Raw genomic sequence first — 12,138 nt, 5'->3', positions numbered from 1 at the left:
TTTCATTGCAATAAACTAAATAAATCGGGCCGGGTTAAAGTGAAGGCTGAATGACGCCAAGGAACCAGGAACAGCCATGACACCGCCAGAGCGCCGCCCAGCGCGGGGACGCCCTCCCACCATCACCCGGGAGCGGATTGCCGATGCCGGCATAGCGATGGGCCTGCCGAACATCACCTTCGTCGGGCTCGCGGCGGCACTGGGCGTCAGCCATATGGCGCTGTACAAGCACGTGCCCAGCCTGGAGGAACTCAAGCGCCTGGTCGCCGAGGAGATCTTCAAGCGCTGGCAGATACCGCAAGCCTGTAGCAACGACCGCGGCGAACTGAAGGAATACCTGACCACTTTCGCCGCGTCCGTGCGCGAGTTCGTCAAGGCGCACCCAGGCGTCACGCCCTACGTGATCCGCAGGCTGGCTGCGACGCCTTCCATGCTCGCCAAGATCGACGAACAACAGCGGCACATCGCCAAGGCCTACGGAATTTCCAGGGAACAGTCCCGCATCCTGCTGGCGACGGTGGCCTTCCACGGTATGGCGGTGGCCGACACGGTGTATTCGGTCGCCGGCCTGGAGCCGGTCGTGGAGGCGGAACGCGCGGCGGAAGAATCCGAGATGGAAGTGGAACTGGACCAAGGCATGCAGGCGCTGATCATCGGCCTGCTCGCCATGCTGGATAACGGCCCCCCGCGGTCCGACGCCGCCGCGCCCAAGAAGCGCGTCCCCGGACAGGAAAGAAAGCCGTCCAAGGGCTGAGGGCCGCCCGCGCGGCCCATTGCCGGAATGGCAATCCCGCTACGCAATCGGCCATTTCGGCAGCCTGGCCTTGCGGTACGGCAAGCTGCTCCAGTCCGGGCTGGCGGAACCGGGCGCGGCCACGTACAACACCGCCTTGGCCAAGGGCGCGTACCTGGCGTGGAAGTGGTGCGCGGACTTCACCACGATCAGGCGCTGCGCCGTCAGGTCGCAGCCCAGCTGGGTAAAGAGGTCCGTGTGATAGGCCTGTGTACGCAGCGAGACCAGGACGACCAGGATGCCGTCCACGTCGACCAGCGCGCAGTCGCCCAAGGCGATGCGGGTGTTGGAGTTACCCGTCATGTACATGTCCGCATGCGTCGCCACGACCCGGCAGCGCGCGTCCACGGGGCTGCCGGACAACGGACCGACCTTGCCGCCGATACGCAGGTCCAGCTCCGCGCCGGGGCCGGCGTCGAACGCAATGCGCGCCGCAACCGGATCCCACAAGGGACCGATGGCGGCATTGCGTATGCCGCGCTCGCGCATCCTGGCCAACAGATAAGTGGAGTCTCCGGCTGCGCCGCTGCCGGGATTGTCCGAACGGTCGGCCAATACGATCGGCCCGTCGCCATGGGCCAGCGCTTCATCCAGCGCCTGGTCCACGCTGCGGTAGGACACCATGAGCTGCTCGCGCATGCCGATGAGTTCATCGGCCAGGCGGCGCGCCAGCGCTTGCGCGGCGCTAGCGTCGCCATTGGCGTAGACCAGCACCTTGGTGCCCATTTCCGGCACGTCGCCGGTGGCGAAGCCCTGCGCCGCCGAGATCGACAGGATACCGTCGCGGCCTTCCAGCGCCTTGATGCGGCTGACGAAGCCCTGCGCCGGTTCGCGCGTGGTGTGCATGGGCACGATCATTTCGCAGTCGACCAACGCCGCGACGGGTCGCGTGCGCCCGGCCTGCGCGTCCAGGCACAAGGCCAGCAGGTCCTCGGCGCGCTCCAGTACATCGGTGTGGGGATATTCCTTGAACAAGACCAGCACCGTGGCCTGCTCCACCATCAGCGGCGTGAGATGCGCGTGCGGATCCAGCTCCGCGCCCACCACCACGTCGGGGCCGACGATCTCGCGCACGCGGCGCAGGATGTCGCCCTCGCAGTCGTCGTAGCCGTCGGCCACCATGGCGCCATGCAGGCCCAGCAAGACCATGTCCACCGGCAGCGCCGCGCGCAGGTCGGCCAGCAACTCGTCTCGCAAGGTTTCGTAGGCCGCGCGCGTGGTGGTGCCGCCCGGCTGGGCCGAAGCCACCAGCCCTTCGACCAGCGTCCAGCCTCCTGCGCTTGCGCCTTGGCGCGCAACCCATAGCGGTCCGGCGTAGAACGTCATATGGTCGGGATGCGTGCCGCCGGGAAGATACTCGCGCGACTTGAACGCTGCGAGGCCGGTAGGCAAAGGCGAGAACGTATTGGTTTCGGTGGCGAGGGCGCCGGTGAATATGCGCATGGGGCGACTCCAGGGCGCGGCGCGCCGCTAGCGGTTGAAAGGCGACGGCCTTGCGGCTTGCCCGCCGGCCAGGAACAGCTCCAGATTCTGAGCGCCGCCAGAGCCGCCCACAAATTCCAAATCATGAACTGTCCATAACCTTTCATATGCGCGCGGAAAGGCTTTCGGCCGGCCTATCGTTTTCCCTTAAAAGCAGCCGATCTGCGCGCTTTTCGCCGCGATTTTCCCCGAAAAAGCGCACACCATAACCTTGGGTTATCCATGGGAACACGTTAGCTATTTGTGCCTCGCTGGTGTGCCGCCGATCATCCGCGATACGGAACGCAGTGCCTCTCTCATGTGGCGGCAATGACGGACATCCGATCCATACAAGGGGAAAATTATGTCGTCGACCTGGACCGCCGCGCGCGCCGCGGCGCATGCAGCAGCCTGTCCGGAGGCCCGGCCATGAAGATCTTCAGCGCCGGCCTGGGCACGGAAACCAACACCTTCGCGCCCATGCCCACCAGCCTCGCCTCCTTCCAGGACCGCGACTACTATCCGGCGGGCACGCATCCGGACTCGGTGACCTTTGCAGGCGCGCCGCTGTACGTGGCACGGCAGCGCGGCCGCGAGGCCGGCTGGACGCTGGCCGAAGGCCTGGTCACGTCCGCGCAGCCGGGCGGCACGACCACCCGCGCCGCCTACGAGACGCTGCGCGACCAGATCCTGGCCGACCTGCGCGCGGCGATGCCGGTGGACATGGTCTTGCTGGGCCTGCACGGCGCCATGGTGGCCGACGGCTACGACGACTGCGAGGGCGACATCCTGCGCCACGTGCGCGAGATCGTCGGCCCCGATGTGGTGGTGGGCGCCGAACTGGATCCCCATGCGCACCTGAGTCCGTTGATGGTGGAACAGGCCACGGTGCTGGTCCTGTTCAAGGAATATCCCCACACCGACATCCGTGAACGCGCGGAAGACCTGCTGGCCTTGTGCCTGGACGCGCAGGCCGGGCGCACGCGACCCGTCGCGGCGTTGATCGACTGCGACATGATCGTGCCCATGCACACCACCCGCGAACCGGCGCAGGGCTTCGTCAGCCGCATCAAGGCGCTGGAAGGCCGCGACGGCATCCTGTCGATCTCGGCGGCGCAAGGCTTCGCCACCGGCGACGTGCCGGAAATGGGCACCAAGGTGCTGGTCTACGCCGATGGCGACGCTAGCGCCGCGCAAGCGCTGGCGCGCCGCCTGGCCGATGAACTCATCGGCATGCGCGAGCAGCTCATGGTGCCCTACCGCAGCGTGGACCAGGCGCTGGACGAAGCGCTGGCCTTCGGCGACGGTCCGGTGGTGCTGGCCGACCGGCCCGACAATCCCGGCAGCGGCGCGCCCGGCGACGCCACGTTTGTCCTGAGCCGCATGCTGGAACGCGGCGTGACGAACGCGGCGCTGGGTCCCATGTGGGATCCGGTTTCGGCGCGCATTGCGTTCGACGCCGGTCCCGGCGCGGTGCTGGACCTGCGCATTGGCGGCAAGGTCGGTCCCTTGTCCGGCGACCCTCTGGACCTGCGCTGCACGGTCAAGGCCATCCAGGCCGACATGATCATGACGGGCCTGTCCGGCGCGCCGGCAGCGATGGGGGACTGCGCGCTGGTCGAGACCCAGGGCATCGAGATCGTGCTGACCTCACTGCGCAACCAGGCCATCAACATGGACCTGTTCACGCAGCTGGGCTGCGATCTTTCTTCCAAGAAGATCGTGGTGGTCAAGTCCGCGCAGCACTTCCATGCCTCGTTCTCGAAAGTCGCGCGCCACATCATCTATGTCGGCGGCAAGGGCGTCGCCACGCCCGACTGGAAAACGCTCACGTACCGCAATATCCGGCTGCCCAAGTGGCCGCTCTAAGAACCTGCCGGCGCGCGGACGCCGGCGCCTCCACCAACAAGATGGGAGCCTAGCGCGATGAAAAAACGCCTGCTTTGCCTGTTCTCGACGGCCACCCTCGGCCTGGCCTTCACCCTTGGCGCCGCGCCGGCGCACGCGCAGCAGGCCAAGACCCTGCGCATCGTGCCGCACGCCGACCTAAAGGTGCTGGATCCGACCTTCACCACCGCCTACATCACGCGCAACTTCGGCTACATGGTGTACGACACGCTGTTCGCGATGGACTCGCACAGCAAGCCGCAGCCGCAGATGGTGGAAAAGTATTCGGCCAGCGACGACAAGAAGACCTGGACCTTCACGCTGCTGCCTGGCCTGAAGTTCAGCGACGGCCAGGCGCTGACCACCGCCGACGTGATCGCGTCGCTGCAGCGCTGGTCCGCGCGCGACAACATCGGCCAGGCCATCACGCGCGCCGGCGGCAAGTGGGAAGCCGTGGACGCCAACACCTTCAAGCTGACGCTGGACCAGCCGTTTGACCTGGTGCTCGAAGGCCTCGCGAAGGTGTCCAGCTATCCCGCGTTCATCCTGCCCCAGCGCCTGGCCTCGCAGCCGGCCGACCGCCCGCTGACCGAGGTCGTAGGTTCCGGCCCTTACCTCTTCAAGCGCGCCGAATGGGTGCCTGGCAGCAAGATCGTGTTCGAGCAGAATCCGAACTACGTCGGCCCCAAGGCCCAGGCCGACGGCCTGGCCGGCAACAAGACCCCGCACATCCCGCGCGTGGAATGGCGCGTGCTGCCCGATTCCAACAGCGCCACGGCCGCGCTGACCAACGGCGAAGTCGACATGATCGAACAGGCGCCGGCGGACTACATCGACGCCTTGCGCGGCAACAAGAACGTCAAGATCGGCGTGATGGAGCGCGCCCAGGGCTACATCATCCTGAACCAGTCCATGCCGCCGTTCAACAACGAGAAGGCGCGCCAGGCCGTGGCCCACCTGGTGGACCAGGACAAGTTCACCGCCGCCATGGGCTACCCGGACGACCTGCGCATGAAGTACTGCGCCACGGTCTTCATCTGCGGCGGCCCCAACGACACCACCGCCGGCGCGGCGCCCTACGCCAAGCCCGATCCCGCCCTGGCCAAGAAGCTGCTGGCCGAAGCCGGATACAAGGGCGAGAAGGTCGCGATCCTGCTGCCCACCGACCTGGCCTACCTGAACTCCGCCACGCTGGTCGCCATCCAGGCGCTGCAGGACATCGGCGTCAACCTCGACATCCAGTCCATGGACTGGGCCACGCTGACCGCGCGCCGCGCCCGCAAGGAACCCATCGACAAGGGCGGCTGGAACATCTTCCTGTCGGCCGCTTCGGAGTTCAACGTCGACTCGCCCATCAGCAACACCTACCTGGGCGCGGTGTGCGGCAACAGCCTGCCGGGCTGGCCCTGCGACAAGAAGCTGGACGAACTGCGCGCCCAGTGGATTGCGGCCACCAGTTCGGACGAACGCAAGCGCGTGCTCGACCTGTTCCAGGAGCGCGCCTATGAAGCCTTCCCCGCGATCTCGGTGGGCCAGTATTCGCGGGCATTCGCGTCGCACAACAGCCTGAAGAACGCGGAAAAGATCTGGAGCCTGCCGAACCTGTGGGTGCTGGACAAGTAATCCGCAGCCAGCCTAATCGATACGCGAGACAACCATGGGTTACATCATCCGGCGAGTGCTTGCCATCGTGCCTGTCATGGCAGTGGTGGCGGTGATCGTCTTCCTGCTGATCCACCTGTCGCCGGGAGACCCGGCGGCGCTCATCGCCGGGGATTTCGCCTCCGCCGACGACATCGCCAAGCTGCGCGTGGCGCTGGGCCTGGACGAGCCGCTGTGGCGGCAGTTCGGGCTGTGGGCGGGCAAGCTGCTGCAAGGCGACCTGGGCACGTCCATCTTCACCCACGTGCCCGTGACGCAGCTGCTGGCGCAGCGGGTGGAACCTACGTTGTCCATTGCCGCGCTCACGATGCTGGTCTCCATCATCGTGGCCGTGCCGCTGGGCGTGCTGGCCGCCTACCGCGCCGGCACCTGGATCGACCGCCTGGTGATGCTGTTCGCCGTGCTGGCGTTCTCGGTGCCGGTGTTCCTGGTCGGCTACCTGCTGATCTACGGCTTCGCCATCAAGCTGCAATGGCTGCCGGTGCAGGGCTATGTCAGCCTGTCCGAGGGCGTGGGCCCGTGGCTGCGCAACCTGACCCTGCCCTGTATCAACCTGGCGCTGGTATACATCGCGCTGATCACCCGCATGACCCGCGCAACCGTGGTGGAAGTGCTGCACGAGGACTACATCCGCACGGCGCGCGCCAAGGGCCTGGCGGTGCTGCCCGTGCTGGAGCACGCGCTGCGCAATGCCGCCATCCCGATTGCCACCACGGTGGGCGTGGGCATCGCGCTGCTGATCGGCGGCGTGGTCGTGACCGAGACTGTGTTCGCCATTCCCGGCATCGGCCGGCTGGTCATCGACGCGGTCCAGCACCATGACTATCCGGTGATCCAGAGCGTGCTGCTGCTATCGGCCGGCACCTACGTGCTGATCAATCTGCTGATCGACCTCAGCTACCGGCTGTTCGATCCTCGCATCCGTTACTGAGCCGCCGCAGGAAAGAATCATGTCAGAAAGCTCGATTTCCACCAGCCCGCCCGTGGTGCTGCACGAGGCGCTCAGCGCCAGCGGCCGCCGCTGGCGCTGGATACGCAAGCACCCCACCCTGATCCTGGGCCTGGCGCTGCTGTTGATCGTGGCGGGCCTGGCCATCGCCGCGCCCTGGATCGCCACGCACAACCCTATCAGCATCAATCCGCTGCAACGCATGAAGCCGCCGTCGGCCGAACATTACTTCGGCACCGACGCGCTGGGCCGCGACGTGTTCAGCCGCGTGGTGTGGGGCGGCCGCGTGTCGCTCGTGGTGGCCATCGTGGTGGCGCTGATCGCGACCGCGGTCGGCGTGGTGCTGGGCCTGATGGCGGGCTTCGTGCGCTGGGCCGACGCGATCATCATGCGCATCATGGACGGCATGATGGCCATTCCCGACATCCTGCTGGCCATCGCCCTGATGGCGGTGATCCGCGCCAGCCTGACCACGGTGATCATCGCGATCGCCATTCCGCAGGTACCGCGCGTGGTGCGCCTGGTGCGTTCGCTGGCGCTGACGCTGCGCGAACAGCTTTACGTCGAAGCCGCCCACGCCGTGGGCACGCGCCTGCCGGTGATCCTGCGGCGCCACGTGCTGCCCAACATGGTCACGCCGCTGGTGGTGCAGGCCACGTTCATTGCCGCCACCGCGGTGCTGACCGAAGCGGTGCTGTCGTTCCTGGGCGTAGGCGTGCCGGCCCAGGTGCCCAGCTGGGGCAACATGATGGCCGACGCCCGCAACTACGTGGCGGTGGCGTTCTACACCATCCTGTATCCGGGCATCCTGCTGGCCGTCACCGTGCTGGCGATCAACCTGATGGGCGACGGCCTGCGCGACGCGCTCGACCCCCGCCTGACCAACCAACGCTAGGAGCACGCCATGGCAATCTCTCCCGCCGCCGTCGCCCCTGGCGATGTGCTGCTCGAAGTCGACAACCTGCGCACCTACTTCGATACCGTGTCCGGCACCGTGCGCTCGGTGGACGGCGTGTCCTACCAGGTGCGGGCAGGCCGCACGCTGGGCGTGGTCGGCGAGTCCGGCTGCGGCAAGAGCGTCACCGCGCTGTCCATCCTGCGGCTGATCCCGACGCCGCCCGGGCGCTATGCCGGCGGCCAGATCCGCTACCGCGGCACCGACCTGCTGGGCCTGACCGAAAAGCAGATGCGCCAGATCCGCGGCAACCGGATCTCGATGATCTTCCAGGAACCGATGACCTCGCTGAACCCCGTGCTGACAGTGGGCCGGCAGATCGCGGAAACGGTGATGCTGCATCAAAAGCTCGGCCGCCGCGAGGCCTACCGCCGCGCCGAGGAAATGCTGCGCCTGGTGCAGATCGCGGAACCCGAACGGCGCGTGCACGAGTACCCCTACCAGCTTTCCGGCGGCATGCGGCAGCGCGTGATGATTGCGCTGGCCCTGGCCTGTAATCCCGAAGTGCTGATCGCCGACGAACCGACCACGGCGCTGGACGTGACCATCCAGGCGCAGATCGTGGACCTGCTGCGCAGCCTGCAGCAGAGCTTGGGCATGGGCATCGTGCTGATCACCCACGACCTGGGCGTGGTGGCCGAATGCTGCGACCGCGTGGCCGTGATGTACGCAGGCCGCAAGGTGGAAGAAGCTCCCGTCACCGAACTGTTCGACCGCCCCCTGCATCCGTACACGCGGGCGCTGATGGCGTCGATGCCGTCGATGAACGCGTCGACGCAACGCCTGGCCGAGATCCCCGGCATGGTGCCCGCGCCCAGCGAGCTGGGCAAAGGCTGCAGCTTCGCGCCGCGCTGCGCCTACGCCACCGACCGCTGCCGGGCCGAAGCGCCGCAATTGCTGGAACATGGCAGCGACCACGTGGTCGCCTGCCACGAAGCGGCGCGCGTCGCCGCGCAACCGGCCCCGCAGGCGGCCGCTTCGACGCCCCCCGGCGCCGCCCTGACTGGAGTCCAAGCATGAGCGCCCGCAACCAGCCCGCCGCCCCGGCCACGCCCTTGCTGGAAGTGCGCGACCTGAAGATGCACTATCCCGGCGCGGGCGGCTGGTTCAAGCCGCGCCGCAAGGTCATCCAGGCCGTGGACGGCGTGTCGTTCTCTGTCGCCCGCGGCGAGACCCTGGCGCTGGTGGGCGAATCCGGCTGCGGCAAGACCACCACCGGCAAGTCCGTGCTGCGCCTGATCCAGCCGACCTCGGGATCCGTGCGGCTGGAAGGCGAGGAAATCCTGGCGCTGTCGGCCGAGCAGATGCGCAGCCGCCGGCGCGACATGCAGATCATCTTCCAGGATCCGTACGCGTCGCTGAATCCACGGCTGACGGCAGGCGACATCGTCGGCGAACCGCTGCAGAACTTCCCGACCTCGGGCGGCCGGTCACGCGCCGATGAGATCGCCTGGCTGTTCTCCAAGGTCGGCCTGCGTCCGGAGGCGATGAAGAAGTTCCCGCACGAGTTCTCCGGCGGCCAGCGGCAGCGCCTGGGCATCGCGCGGGCGCTGGCCCTGCGGCCCAAGCTGATCGTGTGCGACGAACCGGTCTCCGCGCTGGACGTGTCGGTGCAGGCGCAGGTGATCAACCTGCTGATGGACCTGCAGGAAGAGATGGGCATCGCCTACCTGTTCGTCGCGCATGACCTGGCGGTGGTGCGCCACATCAGCCATCGCGTGGCGGTGATGTACCTGGGCCGCATCGTCGAGGTCGCCGACCGCGACACGCTGTTCTCGCGCCCGCTACACCCGTACACGGAAATCCTGCTGTCGGCCGTCCCGGTTCCCGATCCGCACAAGCCCGCGCAGCGCAAGCTGCTGCAGGGCGATCCGCCCAGCCCGGCGAATCCGCCCAGCGGCTGCCGCTTCCACACGCGCTGCCCGCTGGCGCAGCCAGTGTGCAAAGAGAAGCAGCCGGTCCTGACCCAGCGGCCAGACGGCTCAGACGCCGGGCAGCACTGGGTGGCGTGCCACTTCCGATGAGCGCGCCGCGCCTGCTGGCGGGTCCTCTGCCGGGCAGCGACCCGGTCTTTGGCCGCGGCATCGCCGAGCTGCGGTCGGCCATGGCAGCGGGCGCGCTCAGCGCCATGGACCTGGTGCGCGCCTACCTGGCGCGCATCGCCGCGCACGACCAGGCCGGGCCAGCGCTCAACGCGGTCATCGCGCTGAACAGCCAGGCGCTGGCCGAGGCCGCCGATCGGGACAGGGAAAGACAGCGCGGGGCGGCGCTGGGGCCGCTGCACGGCATTCCCCTTCTGCTCAAGGACAACATCGATACCGTGGGCATGCCCGCCACCGCTGGCTCGCTCGCGCTGGCCGGCCGCCGCCCGCAGCGCGACGCCGACGTCGTGCGCCGGCTGCGCGAAGCCGGCGCCGTGGTGCTGGGCAAGACCACGATGCACGAACTGGCCTGCGGCATCACCAACGTTTCTTCACTATCCGGCCGCACGCGCAACGCCTACGACGCCGCCCGCGTTCCCGGCGGATCCAGCGGCGGTAGCGCCGTCGCGGTGGCGTCCAGCTTCGCGGCGGCCGCGATAGGCACCGACACCAGCGGCTCGATCCGCATCCCCGCGGCCTTCAACCAGGTCTGGGGCCTGCGGCCCACGGCCGGACGCTACAGCAACGCCGGCGTGGTGCCGCTGTCGCCGACGCTCGACACGGTCGGCCCGATGGCCCGCAGCCTTGCTGATATCTCAGCCCTGTGGTCGGTGATGGCGGGACAAGGCGAAGACGCGCGCGGCGCGGACCGGGCCTGGCGCATCGGCACGCTGGAAGCATTCTTCGGCCCAGCCGGCGCGGAACTGGAGGTGTCGCGCCACGTCCGCGCGGCGCTCGCCGGCTGGCAAGCCGAGGGCGCACAGATCCAGCCAGTCGCGCTGGCGCTGGAAGACGCGCGCCTGACCGCCGCCAACGTCACCGGCCATGAATTCCGCGACGCGCTGGCCCTGTGCCTGCGCGATGCGGGTCTGCCTGTGCGCAGCCTGACCGACATCCTGGACGGCGGTTATCCCCACCCGGAAGTCGCGCCGCTGCTGCGCGAGCGCGATGCGCTGCGCGATCCCGACGGCAGCGCGCGCCTCGCGGTGCTGGCCCGCGCCCAGGCGCTGCGCGACGAATTGTTGACTGCCATGGACCAAGGCCAGCTGGACCTGCTGGCCTATCCCAGCGTGCGTGGCGCGCCGGCACTGCTAGGCCAGGCCCAGCGCGGCGGCAATGGGCTGCTCGCGGCGGTGACGGGGCTGCCGGCCTTGAGCGTGCCCATCGGCTTCACGCCCAGCGGAATACCCGTCGGCCTGGAACTGCTGGGTCGCGCGGGCAGCGAGCGCCAGCTGTTTCAGGCTGCGCGGCGCTTCCAGGCTTGAAAACTCCTTGCCGCGTAAGCAGCCGTAGCGGTCACGTCCTGGCCTCCTCGACGATCCAGTCGATGAAGGCGCGGACTTCCGGACGCTGGATCGCGCCGGGCCTGCTGACGGCGTAGTAGGCGAACCTCGCGGGCCAGGGCTTGTCCAGCGCCTGGACCAGGCGTCCGGCCGCGATCTCTTCCTGCGCGTGCGCGGCGGGCACCAGCGCAAGTCCCTGGCCCGCTTCCGCCGCCCGGATCAGCAGGAAATCGTCATCGAACGCATTGCCGCGCTGCGCCCGGGCATCCTGGGCCACGCCATGCGCGCTTAGCCACAGCGGCCAATCGGCGCGGTCCGCATCGTGCAGCAGCGGGTAATCCAGGCAGTCCGCCGGTTCGGCCAGCGCCGCTGCGAAGCCTGGCGCGGCCACCGGCACGAGCACCGGCGCCATCAGCGGCACCACATCCAGTCCCGGATAGTCGCCCAGCCCGTGGCGCAGGGCGACATCGACGTGGTCGCGCCGCAGATCGACCAGGGCAGGCGTCGCCTCTACCCGGATTTCGATGTGCGGATGCCGTTCCTTGAACCGCCCCAGGCGTGGAACCAGCCAAGACGCCGCGAACGTCGCCACGGTGCTGACGGTCAGGCTTTGCCGCGCCTGCTTCGCGGCCAGCATGTCCACTGCCTTGTCGATCTGCGCGAACGCCGCGCTAAGCATCGGATACGCCTCGGCGCCCGCCTCCGTCATGCGCATGCCGTGGCGTTCGCGCACCAGCAGGGCGATGCCGAGCCGGTCCTCCAGCAGCCGGATCTGCTGGCTGACGGCGCCCGGCGTGACATGCAAGGCCTGCGCCGCCGCGGTGATGCTGCCGCGCTGGCTTACCTCGACAAAAGTGCGCAGCGCCTGCAGGGGAAGCGTTGCCGTCATTTTAGATTTCCTAAATTTAAAAGTGAGAAATGATCGCTGTACCGGATCCCGCTCAACAAAGAAAATTTCAATGCCGCCGCGGATCCTGAATATTTAGCCAATCTTAAATGAGCAAGCC

Annotated in this window: 10 protein-coding genes; 8 read left to right on the top strand and 2 right to left on the bottom strand. The window is 68.0% G+C overall.

Going from position 1 to position 12,138, the window contains the following annotated elements; all coding sequences use genetic code 11:
• The first annotated feature begins 76 nt into the window (after window positions 1–76).
• Complete coding sequence (locus IB268_RS05850; protein WP_119451901.1) at window positions 77–754, top strand: TetR/AcrR family transcriptional regulator; 678 nt, start codon at window positions 77–79, stop codon at window positions 752–754.
• A 39-nt stretch (window positions 755–793) separates the two neighbouring features.
• Here the strand turns inward: IB268_RS05850 and IB268_RS05845 are convergent, their stop codons facing one another.
• Window positions 794–2,236 carry a M81 family metallopeptidase gene (locus IB268_RS05845; protein ID WP_175160268.1) on the bottom strand — a complete coding sequence of 481 codons (1,443 nt, stop codon included), beginning with the start codon at window positions 2,234–2,236 and terminating at the stop codon, window positions 794–796.
• Window positions 2,237–2,683: 447 nt separating this feature from the next.
• Here IB268_RS05845 and IB268_RS05840 point away from each other — a divergent pair, with 447 nt between their 5' ends.
• Genes IB268_RS05840 through IB268_RS05810 form a run of 7 tightly spaced genes read left to right on the top strand, consistent with a single transcriptional unit; the run spans window position 2,684 to window position 11,113 of the window.
• Window positions 2,684–4,123, top strand: coding sequence for a M81 family metallopeptidase (locus IB268_RS05840; RefSeq protein WP_192353959.1), 1,440 nt, complete (start codon window positions 2,684–2,686; stop codon window positions 4,121–4,123).
• Window positions 4,124–4,180: 57 nt separating this feature from the next.
• Window positions 4,181–5,764 carry an ABC transporter substrate-binding protein gene (locus tag IB268_RS05835; protein WP_119451899.1) on the top strand — a complete coding sequence of 528 codons (1,584 nt, stop codon included), beginning with the start codon at window positions 4,181–4,183 and terminating at the stop codon, window positions 5,762–5,764.
• A gap of 34 nt (window positions 5,765–5,798) precedes the next feature.
• Window positions 5,799–6,734: an ABC transporter permease gene (locus IB268_RS05830; RefSeq protein WP_054451821.1), complete on the top strand. Its 936-nt coding sequence runs from the start codon at window positions 5,799–5,801 to the stop codon at window positions 6,732–6,734.
• Between the two features lie 19 nt (window positions 6,735–6,753).
• Window positions 6,754–7,647, top strand: coding sequence for an ABC transporter permease (locus tag IB268_RS05825; protein WP_054451823.1), 894 nt, complete (start codon window positions 6,754–6,756; stop codon window positions 7,645–7,647).
• Between the two features lie 9 nt (window positions 7,648–7,656).
• Complete coding sequence (locus tag IB268_RS05820) at window positions 7,657–8,727, top strand: ABC transporter ATP-binding protein (protein ID WP_054451825.1); 1,071 nt, start codon at window positions 7,657–7,659, stop codon at window positions 8,725–8,727.
• Window positions 8,724–9,731 (top strand): ABC transporter ATP-binding protein, encoded by a 1,008-nt coding sequence (locus IB268_RS05815; protein WP_054451827.1) that lies wholly within the window; start codon window positions 8,724–8,726, stop codon window positions 9,729–9,731. The genes IB268_RS05820 and IB268_RS05815 overlap by 4 nt, the downstream gene beginning before the upstream one ends.
• On the top strand, window positions 9,728–11,113 hold the full coding sequence (locus tag IB268_RS05810; protein WP_192352723.1) for an amidase: 1,386 nt from the start codon (window positions 9,728–9,730) through the stop codon (window positions 11,111–11,113). The genes IB268_RS05815 and IB268_RS05810 overlap by 4 nt, the downstream gene beginning before the upstream one ends.
• A 31-nt stretch (window positions 11,114–11,144) precedes the next feature.
• On the opposite strand, the gene IB268_RS05805 is transcribed toward IB268_RS05810, so the two are convergent.
• The gene (locus IB268_RS05805; RefSeq protein ID WP_192353958.1) at window positions 11,145–12,020 is read right to left on the bottom strand and encodes a LysR substrate-binding domain-containing protein; all 876 of its coding nucleotides are present in this window, start codon (window positions 12,018–12,020) and stop codon (window positions 11,145–11,147) included.
• Between the last annotated feature and the right edge of the window lie 118 nt (window positions 12,021–12,138).

The sequence above is a fragment of the Achromobacter sp. ACM01 genome (assembly GCF_014851745.1).
Taxonomy (GTDB): Bacteria; Pseudomonadota; Gammaproteobacteria; order Burkholderiales; family Burkholderiaceae_B; genus Achromobacter; species Achromobacter aegrifaciens.
The sequence above is the reverse complement of the archived record's forward strand: the minus strand, read 5'-3'. Positions and strand labels throughout refer to the sequence as shown.